Origin of the sequence: Alteromonas sp. D210916BOD_24 (assembly GCF_047159385.1) — a bacterium.
In the GTDB taxonomy this organism is placed as follows: domain Bacteria; phylum Pseudomonadota; class Gammaproteobacteria; order Enterobacterales; family Alteromonadaceae; genus Alteromonas.
Genome location: NZ_AP038333.1, coordinates 2,420,417 through 2,441,891, shown reverse-complemented (window position 1 = coordinate 2,441,891; position 21,475 = coordinate 2,420,417). Strand labels below are relative to the sequence as shown.

Sequence of the window (21,475 nt, the reverse complement as noted above, 5' to 3'; positions counted from 1 at the left end):
TTGAAGCGTGTTTGAAGCGTGTTTGAAGCATTTTCACGCAATATATCACTCAATCTATAAGGCGATGTTAACCAATATCGCCTTTTCAGTTTTCTCTTGATACTTTTCGCAACACTCACAATATGCAGCCGGTGAATCTGTGTGGTTTGAGCACTGGGATGCCGAGAAGGCAATAAAGCCCACGCCTGTCTCATTTATAACCCATACTTTTTCCCTATGACTTTGCCAATACTCACTTATACCGGTATAGGGTAATTCAAACCGTTTTTGCGTGCGTAGCGGTAAACGTAAAGGAAGGTGCAACGTGTAGCTGCACCTTGATGTCTTATGAGAAAAATTAGTGTTGAGCCTGTGCTTCTTCCATTTCGCGTTCTAACCTTGCACTTTCATCGGCACGAGGTTTGGTGAAGCGGGCGAGTGCAAGATACAGGACAGGGGTGAGGTACAAAGTGAACACCACAGCAATACCCAGTCCGCCAAAGACCACCCAACCAATAGCATTACGCGCCTCAGCGCCTGCGCCTGTGGACAGAATGAGCGGTAAGCCGCCTAAAATAGTCGACACTAATGTCATCATAATGGGACGCAAACGCACTGTGCCTGCTTCAACAATGGCGTCGTAAATACTGAAGCCTTTGTCGCGTAATTGATCGGCAAACTCAATGAGGAGAATGGCATTTTTGGCCAGTAGGCCTATTAACATGACCAACCCTATTTGTGAGTAAATATTAATACTGGTACCGGTCAAAAACAGTGCATAAACAGCAGCAGCGATACCAAAGGGCACCGTCAGCATTACCACAACCGCACTATTGACGCTTTCAAATTGCGCCGCCAGTACCAGCAGTACGATAACAAACGCTAACACATAGGTGAGTGCCACTTGCTTGGAGGTTTCTTCAAAGGTTTGTGCTTCGCCCAAGAAAATCAAACCAATGCCGTCGGGAAGAGAATCGTTCGCCAGGGTACGAATACTGTCTACCACGTCACTTAGTGGCGTATCATCCGGTAATTCCATCTCTATTTTTATGGCGCGGCGTTGAGCCTGACGTTCCAATTCAGCCGCTACACCTTCTTCGCTAATAAACGCTACACTAGAAAGTGGAACCAGACTGCCGGTATTGCTTTTCACATATAAGTTTGTCAAGTCAGAAGGATTGAGGGTACTGCGATTATTCGTTTGCAGCATGATGGGAATGGATTGATCGCCTACGTTTAAGTCAGCAATATCATCACCGTTGACCGCCGCGCGCAATGTGCTGGCAATATCATTTAGTGGCACGCCTAATTCTTCAGCTCGACGTCTGTCTATATTCACCCGCATTTGTGGCTGAGTAGGATCATAGCTGATTTGTGGCCTGCCAAGTTCAGGTAGTGTGGCTTCTATTTGACGGGCAAATTCTTGTGCCGCCTGAAAAATATTCTCGTAAGTATCACCGGTAAGGGCAAGTTCGAGACCACCACCTTGCCCACGTAGATTAAGGCTATTGCCGCCAAATGGAAAACCAGGCGCGCCGGGAATTTGCTGCAGTTTAGGACGAATTTCGTTAACCACATCCTGTAAAGATTTATCTCGCTCGTCCCAATGCTTGAGCGGCGCGGTAATAAATACGATATTGGGATCCCAAGAGCCCACTACAGTATATATTGAGTCAATGGTGCCGTTATCTACGTAAGGCAATAATAACTCTTCCATTTTTTCTGCCTGTCTGTCCATAAAGTTAAGGCCTGCGCCATCTGGACCACGAGCGAAAATACGGATAGTCCCCCGGTCTTCACTGGGCAATAATTCGTTGTCGATATTCTGCGCTAAAATATATGCACCTCCACCAGCGGCCAAACTTAACACACCGACCACCCAGCCATACTTCAAGGCCTTAAGCAAGGAGGATTGGTATAGCGCAAGGCAGGCATTGCCAAAGCGGCCAAAGGTTTGGCTAAATAATCCGTTGGCATTATTGGCCTTCACCTTTAATCGAGCTGTTAATGCCGGTACCAGTGACAACGCGACAAAGGAGGATATGATTACAGCGCCCGCCAGGACACCACCAAACTCACGAAAAAGCCGTCCAGCCGTTGATGGTAGGAAAGCAATGGGGATAAACACTGAGGCGAGTACTGCGGTGGTTGCCACCACCGCAAAGAAGACCTCTCTGGTGCCAATAACCGCTGCGGCGCGCGCGCCTAGCCCCATGCTCCGGCGGCGTTGAATGTTTTCCGATACGACAATGGCATCATCAACAATCATGCCTGTGGCTAGTACTAACGCAAGCAAGGTTAAAATATTAATCGAAAATCCCATGCCCCAGATGATCGCGAGTGCCCCGGCGAGGGAGACAGGAATAGACAGGGCTGGGACGATAGTGGCACGCCATGAACCGATAAAAACCAACAGGGTCACAACCACTAAGGCAATAGTTAAACTGAGTGATACCACGACTTCTTTTACGGAGTCGCGAATAAATTCGGCGTCATCTGCAGTTACTACAATATTCATGTCAGTGAAGCGTTTATCTAAATCCCTTACCATAGCCAGCACTTCATCTGAGATTTCAATCGTATTAGAGCTGGCTTGACGAATGATACCCACGCCGATGACAGGGGTGCCATCGAGTCGCACTACAGACGTGGTATCGGCGGGGCCAAAGTACACACTGGCGACATCGTTAATGCGAATATCGCCCGAAACGACGATGTTACCCACATCCTCAGCACTTACTGAAGTCGCATCTGCACGCACTATCAAGGCCTGCTCGGCAGATTGAATGCTACCGGCTGGCACATCAAACGGTGCAAGGGAAAGGGCGTTGGCAATATCACTCATTGACAAACCAAAACTGGTTAGCCTTAAAGGGTCAACCGATACGCGAAGTACCCGTTCTCTATCCCCATTAAGTGACACATCAGCCACCCCAGGAATACTTAAAAACAACGGAGCAACATCGGTGTCGACGCGTTCTGTAAGGGTTTCCATATCCAGCGTATTACTGGAGATAGCAAGGCTTACTACGGCCTGCGCGTCGCTGTCGGCACGAATGATAGCGACTTGCTCCACATCGTCCGGCAATTGGCGTTGAACACGACTGACAGACTCCCGTACTTCATTGGCTGCATCTTCAAGGTTTACACCCGGTCGGAACTGAACCCGTACCCGCGCTGAATTTTCTTCGCTCTGCGCGTATATATTCTGTACACCACTGACACGGGCTACGGCACCTTCAAGCCGACTAGTGACTTCAGCATCGACTGTTTCAGGGGAGGCGCCAGGAAAGTTAGCGGTCACCGTCACTTGGGGAGTATCTACATCAGGAAGCTCCCGTACCTCCAAACCACTTAGCGCGGCAAACCCAGCAATTGCAATTAACAGGTTTAATACGACAATTAGTACCGGGCGTCTTATCGATAATGAGGGAAGATCATTGGTTGCTAGCGATAGTTGCGGATCACTCACCGGCAGGTCCTCCCGCCAGTTCTGTCGTGATAGGTTGACCTGTGCGTAATCGTTGTACGCCTTCAGCAATTAATGAGTCACCTTCTTCAATGGCACCGGAAACTAATATGGTGCCTCTTAAACGCTGGTGAACACTCACATCTACCTTTTTTGCTTTGCCGTCTTCGGCTAACCAGATATAGGCGCCGGTCGCACCCCATAAGAGTGCTGCTTCGGGGATGGCCGCATAGCGGTCACCCTCTATACTTAAATTGACGCGAAAGCTCATGCCCGGTCTAAACTGGTCGCTTGAATTATCAAGAAGTGCCCGTGCGCGAAGGGTGCGGTCGGCTTCGTTAATTCTTGAATCGATCTGGGCGATTTCGGCTTCGACCAGAGCTTCCCTGTCACTCCAGGGTTCAAGGGTCACATTTGGAGCATTGAGTAATACAGGTAAAGCGGCTTCAGGGGCTTTGAAGTTGATAAACAATTTACGGCGGTTATCCAGCGTAGTGATTGCTGTTTGCGCTGTGATGCGATCGCCTACTTCAACGTCAGTCATTCCCACTACGCCATCAAAGGGCGCAACAATGTGACGGTCTTGTAAATCCGCTTTGGCTTCTTCTAATGCGACTTTAGCTAAATCGCGTTGGGTACGGGCTAGGTCGAGTTCATTGATAGGAATGGCACCTTTCTTATGACTCGCGGTTAAGCGTTCTACTGTGCGTTCAGTGTCCTGTAGATTTAATTCTGCGCGTTTCAGGGCGGTTGTCTGACGTCTGTCGTCTAAACGCAGGAGTACTTTTCCCTGTTCCACATACTGTCCAGGCACAAAATTAATTTCGGTGACTTCATCAGCCACTGCTGGGTATAAAATGATTGAGCGGATTGCTTCAGCACTGCCAACCGCTTCCACGTTGCGAGTTTCATTCATAAACTCAATGGGCTTAGTGACCACAAGTTTGGCTTGTCTGTCACCCATAAACTGCGCATTAGTAACTGGAACCATAAGAATAAGCGCACACAACACTGTCCATGTCTTAAGTGAGCTATTTAGTGATTTTTTCATCGTAAACCCGTAGCGTTATTTTACTTTTTGTACTGTATACCCGACAGTTTTTACAGCTTTTTACCCTGCGTGAACTATCGAAAAAGGGATTTTTATCCCTTGGTTAATATGTACCGTATTGCACCATTGGCGGTTCAGCTAAGCAATTGCAATTCAGCGTATTCCCTATACAAGGTATCGCTTTTCATCAAGGTAGCGTGGTCGCCACTGGCCAGTACTTTGCCTTTATCTAAAACAAGAATGCGATCGGCATGTTGAACCGTGGCCAGTCGATGGGCGATAACAATACTAGTTTTGCCCACCATCAAACGGTCTATAGCCTGTTGTACCATTCGTTCACTTTTGGCATCTAACGCACTGGTTGCTTCGTCTAATAACAAAATTGGTCGATTGGCAAGAATGGCTCTAGCAATGGCTATTCGTTGCTTTTGTCCACCGGATAGCTTTACACCTCGTTCGCCTAATTGAGTGTGGTAACGTTTATCTAAATTGTCGATAAATTCGTGTGCAAAAGCTTGCTTAGCCGCTTTTATTACGTCCTCATCACTTGCCTGTGGCTGGCCGTAGCGAATATTTTCTAAAACCGTATTCGCGAAGACGACAGGCTCTTGGGTGACAACTGCGATGTGTTGACGAAGGCCTTGCAAAGGCATCTTATTAATAGGTAAGCCATTAAAGAGGATTTGACCCGCACTTGGATCGTAAAAGCGCATCAACAATTGAAACAATGTGGTTTTACCGGCTCCACTTGCACCAACTAAGGCCAGCCGCTCGCCTGCTTGTATTTTGATATTGAGGTCATTAAATAAAGGAGAACTGTTTGGATAGCTAAAATTGACGTGTTCAATTTCAATTTGTACCGCCTTACCTGGTTTTACTTTAGGCACAATATCTTGCGAGTTGTCCGATTTTATATCGGGCTCTGTGGTAAGTAATTCATACAGGCGTTCACTTGCGCCCACACCGCGTTGTACTTCGCCAATCACTTCACTAATAGTGGCAACACTGCCCCCAGCCATTACGGCATAGAACAAAAAGGCGGAAAGTTCGCCGACTGTCATAGCGCCGTCGAGTACCTGGCGAGCGCCCACCCAAGCGATAAAAATGATAGCAGTCATACTAATGCACATAATACAGCCTATTAGTAGTGACCGATAATGGATCCGCTTTTTAGCGACTTCCATTGCCATTTCTACCTTATTTGAAAAGTGCATTCGCTCGGCGCTTTCAGCGGTATAGGCCTGCACAGTCATTATTTCATGCAAACTTTCATCAATGCGGGCACCTAAATCTGCCACTTTATCTTGGCTCGCTTTGGCATAACGACGAACTTGCGGTGCGAGTACTCTGATGGGAACCAGCACCGCAGGTACTGCAACCACCACACAAAAGGTTAACAGTGGGCTGGAAAACGTCATCAGCGCAAGTGCACCAATAAACGTTACAATTGAACGCAGTGTCATGGATAAACTCATACCCACAACAGTTTGGATTACGGTGGTGTCACTGGTAAATCTAGAAATGACTTCACCGGTTCTCAATTCAGCAAAGAAAGAGGGGGGGAGGGCGAGTAAATGAGAATACACTTGCTTTCTAATATCAGCACTGACGCGTTCTCCCAACCAGGTCATGAGGTAAAACCGCGCGTAGGTTGCCATACAGGCTATGACAGTAATAATGAGTACCAGTAACGTGGCTTGATTCAGTGTGTCTGAAGACGCGCTGATAAATCCGCTATCAACAGCATATTTGATGCCTTGTCCCAACAGTAACCAAGCTATGGCTGCAGTAAAGAGCGCGAAAATAGCCGCTATCACACGGCCTTTATAACAAAGTAAATGAGAGTTAATCCACAGCAATACATGTTTGGTCGATACGTTAGGTAGGGGGGTTGTCAAAATAACCTCGTTTATAGTGATTAGAGTGTACTGATTTTTGCTACCTGAAATACGCGTGGTTTTTTAAGAAAAACCAAACGGGTACAACAAAAAACACCGGACTCTAGACGTAGTATAAGGCAAAGGCACTGTCACAGCGGTACGGATGCGACTACCTTATGGTTAAATACGTCAGGATGACGCTGGAAGAAAGGTAACGATGGTGTGAAACACATCTCCACATAGTTTATGTTATGGAGAAACATAGTATTTAGGTAACGTGTATAGCGTGAAATGGACACAATGCTAATTTAGCTTGCACGCATTGCAATTAGAACTAAATCCATAGTACACAAGGTCGCTAAACGCGTTGAAATCACACTAGTTTGCATACCTTGCGTTTTTGGTAAGTGTCAATCTTGGTAGTGCAGGACTATGGGCTATATAGCCATCGTACAGTCGCTACACTGTTCCCTCTCTATACTGTTCCCTCTCTACACTGTTTGACACGAAGGTTCCCGACCATCTGAGGCACTTCAATGGTGGTATCGATGATTTGCGAGGCGATAAGTCCAGTATCAGATTCTTGTAACCATATTTTCATCTGATCCCCTTCTCTTGACTGACTTAATGAATAGCGCTTCCCGCCTTCTAAGGTGACATCAAACTTCACAATGGCCTCACGCACATTTTGAAAATCCAAGTTTGAATTAATTACCCTGGCTCTGACATACAACACATGTTTTCCCGCTTCTACATCGCGAAGCAAAAATTCATCGCTAAGTCGGTGATTTCGACACATTAGCTGAACGTATTCTTTTTCGGACTCAACCCGTTGGGCAAAAAACTCGATGCGCGCTTCATCGGGTTGTACTTGGGCCTGCTGTGCGATCATATCCACAACAGAACTGCATGCACAAAGTGTGGATAAGAGAAGCATTGAAGCGGTTAAAGTGACTGAGCGTAATTTCATATTCGTATTCCTTTACTGAACTGTTGCATTAATAACATTAGTTTAAATACTAATAAAATACTAGAGCCCGTGCACTACTTAGACAAGGCGAATAATTGAAAGCCTTGTGGCAGGGGGGCCTAAATAAAATAGGCCCAGATGAGCCAAACAGTAAATGCCGCGATCGCGTTTTATTCCCTTGTTTTGATTTATTTTCGTGCTTGACGCTTAAAAGGCGATGTTATTTGAGATAGTTAGCATCAAAAGCGCAGTTTTACTTGCATTAGATGGTCATATCCGTATAATTCGGCGGCCTTCCAATTGGCGTCTAATTTTTAGGCGTTGTGTGAAGGCTTAAGTTAACGGTAACGCTACAACGAGTTTGAGGCATTTATGGTTACTATTCGTTTACAGCGTGGTGGCGCGAAAAAGCGTCCATTTTATCAACTAGTGGTGGCTGATAGCCGTCGTGCAAGAAACGGTCGTTTCATTGAAAACATCGGTTTCTTCAACCCAACTGCACAAGGTCAAGCGGAACGTCTTCGCATCGATCTAGAGCGTGTTGAATACTGGGTTGGCGTAGGCGCGAGCTTATCAGACCGCGTTTCTAGCTTGGTAAAAGAAGCAAAGAAATCTGCAGCGTAAGCTGTTTTAACTGGTGAGTATAGATGAGTCTAGCGTCTGACAAAGTGATTGTTGGCAAAATTGGCGCACCGTACGGTGTTAAAGGTTGGGTCAAAATCAACAGCTATACAGAAACGCCAGAAGGTATTTTTGAATATTCACCATGGTTTATTGGTGACGAAAAAGAATACCAAATTGACCAGTGGCGACCGCACGGTAAAAGCCTTGTTGCAAAAATTGTGGGCGTTGAGAGCCGAGATGATGCCGAGCGCATCAAGAACTTGGATATCAACATAAATGCTTCACAGCTGCCTGATTTAGGTGACGAAGGGGTTTATTGGCGTGAGCTCACCGGCATGAAAGTGGTAACAACGCAAGGTTACGACTTAGGTGTGGTGAAAGAAGTGTTTAATACAGGTGCAAATGACGTGATCCACGTTAAAGCGAATGTAGGCGACGCTTTTGGTCAAAAAGAAAGACTATTGCCTTTTGTGTTCGACGATGTCGTACAAGAGGTGGATAAAGAAGCGAAGGTCATTAAAGTTGACTGGGACCCGGGGTTCTAAGTGACACCGGAAAAGTGGTTTGGTGTTGTCAGCCTGTTTCCAGACATGTTTGCCCCATTTACCCAACAGGGTGTAATAGGACGAGCAGTTAAATCTGGGACATTATCGGTAGATACCTTCAACCCCCGTGACTTTACACATGACCGCCATCGTACAGTAGACGATCGCCCCTATGGCGGCGGCCCCGGTATGCTGATGATGGTAAAACCGCTAACTGACGCAATACAAGCTGCCAAGAAAGTTGGCGGCGAAAACAGTAAGGTGATCTACTTATCACCCCAAGGGAAACCCCTTGACCAAGCGGGCGTTCAGCGCCTCGCTACTATCGACCGCACAATATTAATCTGTGGTCGATACGAAGGCATCGACGAACGCGTAATCGAAAGCCATGTAGATGAAGAAGTATCTATTGGTGATTATGTGTTGAGCGGTGGTGAACTTCCTGCAATGGTTCTGATGGACGCAGTTGCGAGGCTAGTTCCCGGCGTGCTGGGGCATAAAGCGTCAGCAGTAGAAGATTCCTTCACCGACGGTCTCTTGGATTGTCCGCATTATACGCGGCCCGAGATACTGGATGGTCAAAAGGTACCTGAGGTGTTGTTAAGTGGAGACCATGAAAAAATTAGGCAGTGGCGATTAATGCAGTCATTAGGTAGAACCTGGCAGCGTCGCCCTGAATTGTTAAATCACCTAGCTCTGACTGAGGAGCAGCAGCGTTTGCTTGAATTATACCAAGCGCAACTGCAGCAAGATGACAGTTAACTAGGACGAGAGGATATGATGAGCAAAGTTAGTCAAGATATCATCAAAAAAATCGAAGAAGCACAGCTAAAAACTGATGTTCCTGCGTTTGGTCCAGGTGACACAGTAGTTGTTAAAGTTCGCGTTACCGAAGGTGACAAAGAGCGTCTTCAGGCTTATGAAGGTGTTGTTATCGCTAAGCGTAACCGTGGTCTGCACTCGTCTTTTACCGTGCGTAAAATTTCTAGCGGCGAAGGCGTTGAGCGTGTTTTCCAAACACACAGCCCGGCAGTTTCTTCAATTGAAGTTAAACGTCGCGGTGCGGTTCGTCGTGCTAAGCTTTACTATCTACGTGAGCGTTCAGGTAAATCTGCACGTATCAAAGAGAAGCTTAACTAAGATTACTAATCCTTGCGTTATTGTTAACTTCGGAAAAGCCCGCATTATGCGGGCTTTTTTGTGCCTATGCGAAACGCGTTACCTAATACGCTAATCCGTATCTGTCGTTTGACTCTACAAATAGCAAACTAAATTGTTCGAGTAGGGAATGAGCTCAGAGTACTTTACTGTTCTTGGTATCTCGCCTTTTTTGCCGGGGGCTTCACTTATGCTGCCCTATTTTCGGTAGATATTCCTTATATATGGTGTATTTGGGGGTCAATAGCAGTCACGACCTTATTGCGCATTGCGTCTATCCATTGGGGAGTCAAAATCGATCTATTTCAAAAACGTACGCCGTAGAGGCATATTTTACTTCTGAACAAAAAGTGTACATTCAAGGGCGTGGAGCACCCAAATATGACAAATATTCACGCGTACCTTCTTCGAATATAACCTAGATTAAAGTATTATCCTTTAATGCTTGCGTTGTTCCACGTGAGTTGTTAAAAAGTCAATGACGTTAAAGAAATATAGATAAAGCTGGTTGTACAATAAAGTTTACATGCAGGTTGCATACTCTTTTAACGTTTTATTTTTCCCGTTTTTTGTTTGTAGTTAAGAGAGTAAGAGAGTTTCATGATCAAGGACACTGTAAATAATGTTCACGTAAGTACCGAAGATGTACTTATTACTCCCGATGATTTAAGTGCTGAATTACCCGTTTCAGACAAAGCCTTAACCGCCATATCAGAGTCGCGTAAAATTGTGTCTGATATTATTCATCGCAGAGATCACCGTATGTTGGTGGTATGCGGACCTTGTTCAATACACGATGTGGAGGCTGCCAAAGAATATGCACTTAAATTAAAAGAATTGCATGAGTCGTGTAAAGACACGTTATTTATCGTCATGCGCGTGTATTTTGAGAAGCCACGTACCACCACCGGGTGGAAAGGGCTAATTAATGATCCGCACATCGATGGCTCATTTGATATCGAAACTGGTTTGCGCAAGGCCAGAGAGCTGCTTATCTGGCTGGCGGAGCTAGAGCTTCCTGTGGCCACCGAGGCGCTGGATCCAATCAGTCCCCAATACCTCGCCGAGTTGTTCAGCTGGGCTGCAATTGGCGCCCGTACTTCAGAGTCTCAGACGCACCGCGAAATGGCCAGTGGTCTATCAATGCCCGTGGGCTTTAAAAACGGTACTGACGGCAGTTTAGATATTGCCATTAACGCCCTTAAATCAGCAGCGTCAGGGCATCGTTTCATGGGCATTAATAAACAAGGGCAGGTGAGTGTTATTGGTACTAGTGGTAACCCTGACGGCCACATTATTCTACGCGGTGGTAAGCAACCAAATTATGATTCTGTATGTGTATCTGAATGTGAAATTGAGTTGCAGGACGCAGGATTAACCGCGGGATTAGTTGTCGATTGTAGCCACGCTAATTCAGCGAAAGACTATCGACGCCAGCCATTAGTAGCACAAAACGTGGTTAACCAAATTCTGGAAGGCAATCAGTCTATCATTGGCCTCATGCTTGAGAGTCACCTTAAACCGGGAAATCAGAAAGCGGACGGCAAAAAACCAGAAGAATTAGAATACGGTGTGTCAATCACTGATGGATGCATAGACTGGGAAACTACAGAAAACCTGATTGCACAAACCAGAGATAAACTAATAACTGTGTTACCCTTACGTCAAAATAAGCGCACGGTGGCCTAAGCCAGTTTCACCGTGCCATGTGACCCAAGGAACCACACACAATGGCCGATTTTTCGCAGCAATTGTCGACGCTGCGCGAAGATATTGACGAGCTGGACACCCAGCTCGTTGAGTTACTAGCAAAACGCAATCAAATCACCACGAAAGTAGGAAAAATTAAGGCTCAAGCGGGCATGCCTGTGTATGTGCCAGAGCGCGAAAAGGCGTTAATTGCTTCTCGCCGTGCACAAGCTGAAACTCTTGGAGTGTCACCCGAGCTTGTTGAAGATCTATTGCGTCGCGTGATGCGCGAGTCTTATCACACACAAAATAATCGTTACCGTTGCATTAAACCTGAGCTTGGAAAAGTCGTGGTTATAGGCGGCGCTGGGGCATTGGGCCGGGTGTTTGTTAGTCTTTTTGAACGCAGTGATTATACCGTTTCCATTGTTGAAAAGGACGATTGGGAAAATGGCAATGCTGGAGAAATACTCAAGGATGCAGCCCTTGTTGTGGTTTCTGTGCCTATCAATCTGACGGAAGCAGTGATTAGTCAGCTCACAATGCTACCTAAAGACTGTGTACTCGCAGACATAACCAGTATCAAAGCGAAACCGCTTGAGGCTATGCTTGCTGTCCATCAGGGGCCGGTAGTCGGTCTTCATCCCATGTTTGGCCCTGATGCGCCGGGAATGATTAAGCAAGTTGTCGTGGTATGTGATGGCCGTGAGAGTGGAAAGTACGCGTGGTTAATTGAACAAATGCGAATTTGGGGGGCGACTATCCATCATTCCAGTGCCGACGAACACGACCAAGCCATGGCGTACATTCAGGTTATGCGACATTTCAATACCTTCGTATACGGCCAACACCTCAAAGGCGAAAACCCTGACTTGACGTCGCTAACCATGTTCAGCTCGCCAATCTATCGACTAGAACTCGCTATGGTCGGGCGCTTGTTCGCACAATCTCCACAGCTGTATGCCGATATTATCTTTAATAACCCAGATAACTTTGCTTTGCTGCGACGCTTTTATGAACGGTTTGGTCTGGCCCTGTCACTACTTGAAAATAACCGCAAAAGCGAGTTTATCGAACAATTCGTGAAAGTCGGTGCCTGGTTTGGTGACTATGCGAAAAAATGCTTAGTAGATAGTAAACAAATGTTGTTAAAGGCTGACGACGGACAACTCTTACGTGATAAGTAACTTCTAATATGAAGGGCTGCACTTTTAACGCCTTACCAACATTAGCTAACAAATTGCCTTAATCCAGCTTGTGTCGCCTGAGCAAGCTGACTGGCTTGTTCAGCTTCGCGATTGGTATCTACCATTTGCGATTGAATATGGTCGCTTAACTGGGTTATTTGCTCGGTTTTCTGAGTGGTTTGCACTTGTTGTAACTGCAGCTCATGTACCGAAGACATGATCAATTTAAAGGCGTCGATATTTTGTCTGAAATCTTCCATCATGTTATCAAATAATGTGCTGGTGCTTTTCATATTCAACTGCATTTCATCACTGGCTTCGACAAGACGAGAGGACTCTTCCTGAGTTTCGCCCACCAGTTTTTCCATGTCATTTAAAAAATGGCTAATCTGTTGAGTTGCGTCAGACACTTTAGCGGAAAGGGTGCGAACCTCATCTGCTACTACCGCAAAACCGCGACCAGCATCTCCAGCTCGGGCCGCTTCTATGGCGGCATTGAGTGCCAACAAATTGGTTTGATCGGCGAACTCTTCCACCATTTTAAGGATGTTTCTGACGTTGTCAGCATTGTTTTGCAATCCCAACACTGTGGAAGAAAATTGTTGAAGTAGCGCCGTTATCTTTTCTATTTGTTGTTGTGAGAGGAGTAAGTTTTGATTGGCGTTCTCAGCACTTGATAGATTCTGTTTGTTAGTTGCACTCACTTGGTCGGCTGCACTGACAATATCATTAATACTATTACTCACGGTATGGGTTGACGTGTTGATAGTGTGACTTAATGCCTTTTGGGTTGCGACTTTACTATCCATCTCTTTGACAACGGTTGCCATCAACTGATTCGCGCAGGTAGATTTATCTGCATCTTCATATATACGTTTCAGTAAGCGTCCCAAATTATCGGCAAATAAATTATAGGCTTCAGATACTTCTCTGAATTCATCCCGTGTGAAAGCGGGCAGACGGGTAGAGAGGTCACCTTGCGTGTGATTGATATCATTGAGGGTCTTAAGCAGAGCTTTTACAGGGCGCACAATCAGATAATTGAGATAAAAAATCGTAAAGCCAAAACTACACGTGCCTAATATAAATAGGGTAACCATCGCCGAGAAAAGCGATGCCTGTTGTTCCGATGGGGCTGAAGCAACCTGATAAAACAAGTAGAAGTTGGCCACTTGAAAGAAAAATAAAAATAGAATGTTGCCCACTATTTTTCGTGTTAGCGTGTTGAAAAACGTACGCTCTATATTGCCGTAGATATGCCAAAATGCTTGCATGATTTTTGAACTACCAATGTGAATGTAAGAAAATCCCGACACTATTTTAATCAAAACAGGTGTGCTAACACTTTGCGTTAGATCATATTTTGGTAGAGTAGTGTTTACTTAAATTGAACGTGCTAAGTCAACTTAAGCAGATAGTTCCACACCACACAGCATAAGAAGATTAGCAGTGAGTAAATGGTTACATCAATGAACCTAAAAGACTGCATTCATCAATACATAAGATGGCATAGTTACTAACCACTAATTAATAGACTTCGTTGCACCGACTATTGTGGGCCTGTGTTTTGTCCACCTTTACAGTAAAACCTTAGTAAAGACAAATTCGCTTTAACTTTCATGGCTTTATGTTTGTATCGCATTAATCATTTGTTTGAATATTCGCATTATTTAACGGTAGAATAGCGATCCGCATGCAAATGCGAATAAAAATCATTAACATAATATTTAAACTCCCATCAACAGGACATATATGCGTCACTCCATCATTGCCATTGCGGTACTCGCTAACTTAAGCAGCTCATTATCTGCTGCACCTATACTTGATAGTGAACTAGAGAAAATTGAAGTTACAGGCAGGGCACAGCAATTTTATTTAGATAGCAACACCCGAATCGGGACCAAAACCAACGCTGACATAATGGAGATCCCATTGTCAGTACAGGTACTTACGCACCAGTTGATTGCTGATCAGGCGGCAAGAGATATTACAGATTTGTATCGTTCGATCGCAGGGGTAAGTGAATTTAGCTATTCAGGTATTACTTTTCGAGGTTTTCGCGATGATGCCAATGTATTTTACGACGGCGTAAGGGGAGATCCATTCTCTGGTTTTAGTGTTCCCCAGTTATTTAATGTTGAGCGAGTTGAAGTGCTAAAAGGGCCGGCTGCTGCGTTATACGGTGGTGGCGAACCTGGCGGTATGATTAACTATGTGAGTCGTCAACCCACTTTCAATCAGCGAAAAAACGTTACAGTTACTGGCGGTAATTTCGCTTTAGGTGGTGTGTCTGCTGAATTTACCGGCGGACTTAGCGATGATGTTGCTTATCGCCTAGGCGGATTTTACGAGCAACAAGATAGCTTTCGCAATAATGCTGATTCGACCAATATTGAACTTGCTGGTGGCGCGTTATTCGTACTAGGGGCTAACACAACACTGACTACAACATATGATTATATTGTACAGGAGTTAGGTGGTAATCGTTTGCGTGGTGTGCCAGTGGATGATGAAGGTAATTTTATTGTTTCGCGCAGTTATAATGCGAATGAAAAAAGTGATTATCAAGATCTTGACGCGTTAGTGCTTCAAGCAAATCTCATTCACAACTTTAGCGATAATTTCACCTTTAACGGGACATTACGCTACCTTGAAAATGAGCGAGAGCAAGCGTATCACGAGTCTCGTAGTTGGGTAGATGTTAATGGCGATGGACTTGCAGACATTGACGACCAGACTATTCGCAGGGAATACCGCAAACAATTTAGAGCAAATGATGAATTAAGTGTCACTTTGGACTTTGTTTACGACTTTGATGTTATGGGGGTAGCGCACCAGCTCTTATTTGGGGGAGACTGGCATACTATTGACACCGAATATGATTACTACCGCGCACGTTATGAAGCTGATGGTGTCGCAAATTTAAATATATTCACTCAGGATTATGAGAAGAGTGACCCAAGTACGTACCGCTTAACCGATATGAACCGCGACGGTCTTAAGAGAGAAAGATCGAGTCTTTACTTACAGGACAAAATACAGTTTTCCCCTGAGTGGGCGTTAATGTTGGGCGCGCGTTTTGATCATTTTGATGAAAACAGCATGGATACAAACACGCAGTATTCTGACAGCAATGTTTCACCGCGCGCAGGTCTAATTTACACGCCAACGCCATCAACGACGGTTTATTTAAATTACTCAGAGAGTTTCAACCCTGTAGATCCCTCTGATTTTGAAGATGCTGGCGCAGCGCCATTATCGCCTGAAACCGGTGAGCAAGTTGAATTGGGTCTCAAACAGTCCTGGATGAACGACAGTATCATGACGACCTTGGCCATTTATCAAATCGATAAGGAAAACCTCGTCGTTTCAAACCCTAATTATATTGAAGGCGAGAATGATGATGTTGAACCTGCACTAATAAACTTTGGATTGGTTGAAAGTAGTGGGGCAGAATTCACATTAGTGGGAGATGTGACAGAGTCTATCAGTGTAACGGCAAATTACGCATACAACGACACTGTCGTTGAAGCCGGCAGTACGGGCAATACCTACGATGGACGTCGTTTTTCCAACGCTCCTCGCCATCAAGCTGGATTTTGGGCACGCTATGATATTGCCCCTATCGACTCATCCATTGCGGTAGGTGTTGACTATGTCAGTGAGCAAGTCAGTTTAGATGGTCAGCGAGTGAAACCCTTTACCGTATTCGATGCAAGCTGGACAACCCAGTGGGATAGCATTCTACTTAGCGTAAATGTGAAAAACCTGTTTGACAAAGTCTATGCAGTAAGCGGTTTTAGTGAGCGAAATGGTCACTTCCCTGGTGAGCCGAGAGAAGTTGTGGTGCAAGTCAGTTACGATTTCTAAAAGAGATTGTTATCTATCGATAACATGATTAAGGGCACAATTCACGCTTTGCGGATTGTGCCCTGTCTCAAAGGCTAAATTGAAGTGTCGTTCGAGCACTTTTCCATTACCGTACTCTCGCGCTAATTTCTGATTACAGCGGCTGGAAAAATAACCTTTACTCAGCAAGTGCGCTTGCGGCAGCAACTTTGGTTGGGCTAATTTCTTCGCTGGGGTAGCAACCAAGTACTTTTATGTATCTCGTTATCCCTCTCAGTGCGTCTAACGCTTTTTGAACTGGCCCATCCTCAACATTACCTTCAACATCAATGTAGAACATTTCTTCCCACGGATTTCCCGGAATAGGTCTGGACTCCAGTTTGGTCATATTGATGTTGTTCTCTCGTAAAACCAGTAAGGCCTCTACCAAAGCGCCGGGTTTTTGGATAGTGGACATGACCAAGGTCGTTTTCGCTGGTACCTGCAAAGGCACAACGACGGGTTTTCTCGCGACAACGATAAAGCGACTGTGGTTCTCTTTTTGATTTGCCAGATTGCTCTTAATGGCCATCAGTCCGTACAAATTACCACCTGCTTCGCTGCCAATGGCTGCTACATCATCTCGTTTAAGCTCGCTAACGGTCAGCATGGCCGATGAGGTGCTATCCATGGTTTTCACTTCAACATTGCCGAGTTCTGCCAGGAAATGGCTGCATTGAGTGAATACCTGTGGGTGGGCATATAAAGTCTTTATCTTGTCAATGCTCGTGTTAGTGGCCACTAACAGCGTGTGACGAATAGGGTGGGTGAGTTCACCAATGATACTCAGTTGGGTGTGTTGAAGTTGATCGTAAACTTCATTGATACTACCTGAGGTCGTATTTTCAATAGGTAATACCGCGTAATCAGCTTCTGTATTCTCCACTTTTTGGATAATTTCTGCAAAACTCTGGCATCCCATTTCAAGTAGCTCACCAGGCCTACGCGAGAAATACTTTTGTGTTGCAAGGTATGAATAGGAGCCTTTGTCGCCTAAAAAAGCAACGCGATTTAAAGGGAGGGAACTACCTGGATTGGCGCGTTCAGCTAACATCGCTTGTTGATTAAGCACAGAGTCTTCGATGATAACGTGAAATATCTGTGTCACATAATGGGGGTCAAGGCCTATTTGTTTACCTTCTTTTATTAAGCGAACCAGAAGTTGTTCTTCTCGCTTTTGATCGCGCACCGGAATGTGATGCTTTATCTTAGTTTCCGCCACTTCATTAGTCAGGGTTCGTCTTTCGGAAAGGAGTTTAAGTAATTCACTGTCTAACGCAGTAATACGCGCTCTTACAGTATCTAAGGCATTTTCAGACATGGCATTCCCACATTTATTAGTCACGATAATAAAGTAAAAAAAAACCTCCCATTGGGAGGTTTTAAAGCACGTAGTCGCCCCTCCCTAATACAAGGATGTAAATCCAAAAAAGAAAAGTGCTAAGTGCTTTATATTCTGTTTCATGACATCGAATGTAAGTTGAACGCCTTTGTGTGTCAACTCATTTTTACATTTGTTGGTGAGGTTTTTGGGAGGTAAAGCTTGAATCTTATAAAAAAATGCGCTCAAGGTTAATTGGCTGTGCTAGCCAATTAACCCCATTTTGACGGGAGCCCCTATTGGCTGAGCAGGGCAGAAAGCATTTGCCTAACTTCAGTAGGTTCAAAGGGTTTGTCGCACAGCGCATTAACACCTGTTTGTTGGATATTTGCCATATGTGCACTGTCTGCTGCTTCAGACGTTACCATAATAATAGGAATATGGGTTGTTTCGGGGTTGTATCGGATAAATTCTGATAGCTCCCTGCCATCCATTTCCGGCATGTTATAGTCAGTTACAACAAGGTCAAACGGCTCGTCTTTAATAAACGTTAGGGCCATAGCGCCATTTTCTGCTTCTTTGATGCGTTGTAATCCCATTCCCTCAAGTACTCGACGAATGTGGTTGCGGGCAAGTTTGCTGTCGTCTACTAACAATACACGGACGTCGTGAACATCAAATAGGTCTAATTCCAATTCATCGTGATTGATAAGGTCGAGACTTGCGTTTAATGCACGAGAAAGGTGTAGCGGCTCAAAGGGTTTAGGCAAAATGGCTGCGACCCCAGCTTGTTTAAATTCTTCAAGTTTAACCATGCGGTTTTCGCTAGAGACTAGCATAAACGGGATTGAGCTATATTGTTCGTCTTCTTTGATAAACTTAAGTAACTCAAGTGCTGTTCCATCTTCATAATACATAGCGCTAACAATTAAATCTGCACCGTGTGCTTTTACGGCAGAGCGAGCTTCGGAAAGTGTGCTGACAGCGTCAATTTCCTTCACTTTTTCTTTAAGCAATAGTGTTGTAATTATCTTCCTTTGGGTATCGGAAGGTTCCACCAAGATGATATGTAAATCAGAAATTGACAGCTTTTCCATTTCAGACTCTTTTAGTTATGTTCGAATTAGTTAATAGATGCACGGTTAACCCCCAGCAAGTTTTACAGTATAGCCTTTGTCACTGAGAAGGGCGCAAAGTTTTTCTCGGTCATCGGTTTGAACTTCAATTACACCCTCTTTTACAGCTCCGCCACACCCGCATTTCTTTTTTAGTTCTGAGCCCAGCTTTTTAAGCTCATCAGACGCTAGATCAAGCCCCTTTATTAGAGAGACGCCTTTGCCTTTGCGGCCTTTGGTTTCGCGATGAATTCTCACAATACCATCAGAAGACACGGATCGTGCTGACGCTTTTGGCTCGGATTTAATCTTGCCACTTCCGGTACTGTAGACCAAAAGCGCATCTTGCCAATCTTGCATTTGTACCTCGACACACTACTTACTGCCTTAGCCGTTGTTTGCTATTACTTCAAAAGTATAAAGGGACGGCAATGACTATGGCTCAATATTTTACTACCATTAAGAATAGCAAACTTAGAAGCATGTGATGAACTATTCTATTGATTAATTTTATGGGGATTGTATGGGGATTACGTCAATTTATTCGCAACAAGGTAAAGTATTAACAATAAGTATCGGAGAAAAATTTGATTTTAGTAAAGTTGATGAATTTCATCATGCCTACGGTTCTTTAGAAGAGGGCACTGAACATATAGCAGTGGACCTTTCCCTGACTGAGTACATGGATAGCTCTGCACTGGGAATGTTACTTAATATGCAAAAAAAACTATCTGATAAACCTATAACTTACAGTATTGATAACCCCCGTCCTCAAGTGGCAAAAATTTTAAAAATTTCACGTTTTGATAAGAAATTTGAAATTCGATAATTAGTGGAAATCTGTCCGAAAGAAGTACAAGTGATGTCATCAGGTTATTAAGGAAGTGATCAGTATGAAAATCCTGATAGTAGACGATGAAGCAATAAACAGAGAACTGCTTTTAAATATGTTGCAGAAAGCAGGCTACGAAACTTGCGTGGTAGCTGAAAACGGTGAGCAAGCGATAAGCCAATTCACTAAAGAACGACCTGATTTAGTGCTGCTTGATGTAATTATGCCAGGCCTGTCAGGGTTTGATGTGGCCGCACATATTAGAAAGCATGACGATGGCGCTTACCTCCCTATTTTATTTATCACTGCACTGGAAGACAAAGAGAGCTTGGTTCAATGCTTAGACGTGGGCGGCAACGACTTTGCAACCAAACCCTTTGACCGCCATATCTTAATTGCCAAGATCAGGGCGCATTTGAAAATAAGAGCGCTCAGTAAATACATTGAACATCAAAATCAAACGCTTCGCGTATATCAACAGCGAGTGGCCAGAGAACACGCTATCGTAAAGCACATATTTAGTCACGCTATTGTCAATAACCCACAAGCGCTTGCGCATTTTGACTATTGTTTAAAACCCGCCGAAACATTCAATGGCGATCTCTTCCTTTGTGAACCCAGTCCCAGTGGGGGGATTTACTTCCTAGTAGGAGACTTTACCGGACATGGTTTGGCCTCTGCTATTGGCGCACTCCCAGTAACTCTCGCTTTTCAAGCTCTCAGTCGACGGGGAAGTGCCGTTGCTGAGTTTGTGTCTGAGTTGAATAAAATATTATTGAGGTTTTTACCCAGTGATATGTTTATGGCGGCAGTTATTGGTGAAATTAACGGAGCAGGGGACAAAGTTCGATATTGGCAGGGGGGAATGCCTGCCTTAATAGTAACTGCTCAATCTCCCTCTGAGTTGCGTTGTTTTCCATCGCGGCACATGGCGCTCGGTATTTTAGAAGAAAATGAACTAGATACAGAGTGTGATACTATTAAATTGTCAATAGATCAACAGCTTATAGTATACAGTGATGGATTGATTGAGAATGCCAACGCTAAAAACCAAATGCTCCTAGAAGAGGGGTTTCTTCAACTTGTAGCGGAACAACAACAGGCGAAAGGTAAAGTATCAGCTGATTTTCTTTTTCAGCAAGTAAAAAATCACTCAGAAGTGAATGCATTTGATGATGATGTTACCTTGGTAATATTTAATTCTAAATCAATCAACGTCACGCTGCATGATCAACTACCGGGTTTGCCGTCTTCCCATGAAATATTGTTAGAGCCTCAGCACTTAAAGCAGCCAGATATCCTGCAGCGGGTATTACAACTTGCCGGCACTTGCGAAGGGATAGAGCGCGTCCGCTCAATCATCTATACCGTTTTATCAGAATTGTTCAATAATGCGTTGGAACATGGTCTTCTGCATTTGGACTCTTCGTTAAAGGCAAGTGAACAAGGCTTTCGGGACTACTATGCTTTAAGAGCAAATGCCCTTCGAAAATTAGACCAAGGCTATGTGCGCGTTTGTATTACTTCTCAACCGACTCAACAGCAGATCCTTATTTCAGTGGAAGACAGCGGGAAGGGATTTGAATGGGCGGGAATTCAATCGTCAAGTGATGAAGCGAGTTATGGTCGGGGTCTAGCGTTACTGCATACCCTCAGCAATAAAATGTGGTTCGACAATGATGGCCGAAAGGTCAGCTGTTTATTGGATACCCGCGCGCTCTAGTAAAATCGCTACTTCGACCCCATTAAGCATATATTGAAGTGTCC

General features: G+C 44.7%; 17 protein-coding genes. 9 read left to right on the top strand and 8 right to left on the bottom strand.

The window, feature by feature from the left end:
- Positions 1-337: 337 nt before the first annotated feature.
- From ACMCM8_RS10690 to ACMCM8_RS10675, 4 genes are all read right to left on the bottom strand, one after another.
- Entirely contained in the window at positions 338-3,451 is a 3,114-nt protein-coding gene (locus ACMCM8_RS10690; RefSeq protein WP_412722611.1) for an efflux RND transporter permease subunit, read from the bottom strand.
- Positions 3,444-4,499 carry an efflux RND transporter periplasmic adaptor subunit gene (locus ACMCM8_RS10685; RefSeq protein WP_412722610.1) on the bottom strand — a complete coding sequence of 352 codons (1,056 nt, stop codon included), beginning with the start codon at positions 4,497-4,499 and terminating at the stop codon, positions 3,444-3,446. The genes ACMCM8_RS10690 and ACMCM8_RS10685 overlap by 8 nt, the downstream gene beginning before the upstream one ends.
- A gap of 134 nt (positions 4,500-4,633) precedes the next feature.
- Positions 4,634-6,397, bottom strand: a complete 1,764-nt coding sequence (locus tag ACMCM8_RS10680; protein ID WP_412722609.1) for an ABC transporter transmembrane domain-containing protein — start codon at positions 6,395-6,397, stop codon at positions 4,634-4,636.
- Between the two features lie 457 nt (positions 6,398-6,854).
- Positions 6,855-7,349, bottom strand: a complete 495-nt coding sequence (locus ACMCM8_RS10675; protein ID WP_412722608.1) for a hypothetical protein — start codon at positions 7,347-7,349, stop codon at positions 6,855-6,857.
- 372 nt (positions 7,350-7,721) lie between these two features.
- On the opposite strand from ACMCM8_RS10675, the gene rpsP reads away from it, so the two are divergent.
- The 6 genes from rpsP to tyrA all read left to right on the top strand — a co-directional run bounded on the left by rpsP (position 7,722) and on the right by tyrA (position 12,552).
- Positions 7,722-7,973, top strand: coding sequence for a 30S ribosomal protein S16 (rpsP, locus tag ACMCM8_RS10670; RefSeq protein WP_131095552.1), 252 nt, complete (start codon positions 7,722-7,724; stop codon positions 7,971-7,973).
- Between the two features lie 23 nt (positions 7,974-7,996).
- A complete protein-coding gene (gene rimM, locus ACMCM8_RS10665) occupies positions 7,997-8,518 on the top strand; it encodes a ribosome maturation factor RimM (RefSeq protein WP_412722607.1) in 522 nt (173 codons plus the stop codon).
- Entirely contained in the window at positions 8,519-9,280 is a 762-nt protein-coding gene (gene trmD, locus ACMCM8_RS10660) for a tRNA (guanosine(37)-N1)-methyltransferase TrmD (protein WP_412722606.1), read from the top strand.
- A gap of 18 nt (positions 9,281-9,298) precedes the next feature.
- Positions 9,299-9,658 (top strand): 50S ribosomal protein L19, encoded by a 360-nt coding sequence (gene rplS, locus ACMCM8_RS10655; protein ID WP_024015986.1) that lies wholly within the window; start codon positions 9,299-9,301, stop codon positions 9,656-9,658.
- Positions 9,659-10,276: 618 nt separating this feature from the next.
- Entirely contained in the window at positions 10,277-11,365 is a 1,089-nt protein-coding gene (locus ACMCM8_RS10650; protein ID WP_412722605.1) for a 3-deoxy-7-phosphoheptulonate synthase, read from the top strand.
- A gap of 41 nt (positions 11,366-11,406) precedes the next feature.
- Complete coding sequence (tyrA, locus tag ACMCM8_RS10645) at positions 11,407-12,552, top strand: bifunctional chorismate mutase/prephenate dehydrogenase (RefSeq protein WP_412722604.1); 1,146 nt, start codon at positions 11,407-11,409, stop codon at positions 12,550-12,552.
- Between the two features lie 41 nt (positions 12,553-12,593).
- Here the strand turns inward: tyrA and ACMCM8_RS10640 are convergent, their stop codons facing one another.
- Entirely contained in the window at positions 12,594-13,826 is a 1,233-nt protein-coding gene (locus ACMCM8_RS10640; protein WP_412722603.1) for a methyl-accepting chemotaxis protein, read from the bottom strand.
- 478 nt (positions 13,827-14,304) lie between these two features.
- Between ACMCM8_RS10640 and ACMCM8_RS10635 the strand changes: the two genes are divergently transcribed.
- Positions 14,305-16,422 (top strand): TonB-dependent siderophore receptor, encoded by a 2,118-nt coding sequence (locus ACMCM8_RS10635; RefSeq protein WP_412722602.1) that lies wholly within the window; start codon positions 14,305-14,307, stop codon positions 16,420-16,422.
- A 157-nt stretch (positions 16,423-16,579) separates the two neighbouring features.
- Here ACMCM8_RS10635 and pheA read toward each other — a convergent pair whose 3' ends face one another.
- From pheA to yciH, 3 genes are all read right to left on the bottom strand, one after another.
- Positions 16,580-17,761 (bottom strand): prephenate dehydratase, encoded by a 1,182-nt coding sequence (pheA, locus tag ACMCM8_RS10630; protein ID WP_412722601.1) that lies wholly within the window; start codon positions 17,759-17,761, stop codon positions 16,580-16,582.
- Between the two features lie 296 nt (positions 17,762-18,057).
- Positions 18,058-18,858, bottom strand: a complete 801-nt coding sequence (locus ACMCM8_RS10625; protein WP_412722600.1) for a response regulator — start codon at positions 18,856-18,858, stop codon at positions 18,058-18,060.
- Between the two features lie 45 nt (positions 18,859-18,903).
- A complete protein-coding gene (gene yciH / locus ACMCM8_RS10620) occupies positions 18,904-19,236 on the bottom strand; it encodes a stress response translation initiation inhibitor YciH (RefSeq protein WP_412722599.1) in 333 nt (110 codons plus the stop codon).
- A gap of 163 nt (positions 19,237-19,399) precedes the next feature.
- Between yciH and ACMCM8_RS10615 the strand changes: the two genes are divergently transcribed.
- A complete protein-coding gene (locus tag ACMCM8_RS10615; protein ID WP_412722598.1) occupies positions 19,400-19,705 on the top strand; it encodes an STAS domain-containing protein in 306 nt (101 codons plus the stop codon).
- Between the two features lie 64 nt (positions 19,706-19,769).
- Complete coding sequence (locus ACMCM8_RS10610) at positions 19,770-21,431, top strand: ATP-binding SpoIIE family protein phosphatase (RefSeq protein WP_412722597.1); 1,662 nt, start codon at positions 19,770-19,772, stop codon at positions 21,429-21,431.
- Positions 21,432-21,475 lie beyond the last annotated feature (44 nt).

Bases quoted from the DNA above. Each gene is read 5' to 3' on its own strand.
- rimM (WP_412722607.1), top strand. From the start codon at position 7,997: ATGAGTCTAGCGTCTGACAAAGTGATTGTTGGCAAAATTGGCGCACCG.
- yciH (WP_412722599.1), bottom strand. From the start codon at position 19,236: ATGCAAGATTGGCAAGATGCGCTTTTGGTCTACAGTACCGGAAGTGGC.
- ACMCM8_RS10635 (WP_412722602.1), top strand. From the start codon at position 14,305: ATGCGTCACTCCATCATTGCCATTGCGGTACTCGCTAACTTAAGCAGC.
- ACMCM8_RS10650 (WP_412722605.1), top strand. From the start codon at position 10,277: ATGATCAAGGACACTGTAAATAATGTTCACGTAAGTACCGAAGATGTA.
- ACMCM8_RS10615 (WP_412722598.1), top strand. From the start codon at position 19,400: ATGGGGATTACGTCAATTTATTCGCAACAAGGTAAAGTATTAACAATA.
- ACMCM8_RS10685 (WP_412722610.1), bottom strand. From the start codon at position 4,499: ATGAAAAAATCACTAAATAGCTCACTTAAGACATGGACAGTGTTGTGT.
- rplS (WP_024015986.1), top strand. From the start codon at position 9,299: ATGAGCAAAGTTAGTCAAGATATCATCAAAAAAATCGAAGAAGCACAG.
- ACMCM8_RS10675 (WP_412722608.1), bottom strand. From the start codon at position 7,349: ATGAAATTACGCTCAGTCACTTTAACCGCTTCAATGCTTCTCTTATCC.
- ACMCM8_RS10640 (WP_412722603.1), bottom strand. From the start codon at position 13,826: ATGCAAGCATTTTGGCATATCTACGGCAATATAGAGCGTACGTTTTTC.
- tyrA (WP_412722604.1), top strand. From the start codon at position 11,407: ATGGCCGATTTTTCGCAGCAATTGTCGACGCTGCGCGAAGATATTGAC.
- rpsP (WP_131095552.1), top strand. From the start codon at position 7,722: ATGGTTACTATTCGTTTACAGCGTGGTGGCGCGAAAAAGCGTCCATTT.
- ACMCM8_RS10625 (WP_412722600.1), bottom strand. From the start codon at position 18,858: ATGGAAAAGCTGTCAATTTCTGATTTACATATCATCTTGGTGGAACCT.
- pheA (WP_412722601.1), bottom strand. From the start codon at position 17,761: ATGTCTGAAAATGCCTTAGATACTGTAAGAGCGCGTATTACTGCGTTA.
- ACMCM8_RS10610 (WP_412722597.1), top strand. From the start codon at position 19,770: ATGAAAATCCTGATAGTAGACGATGAAGCAATAAACAGAGAACTGCTT.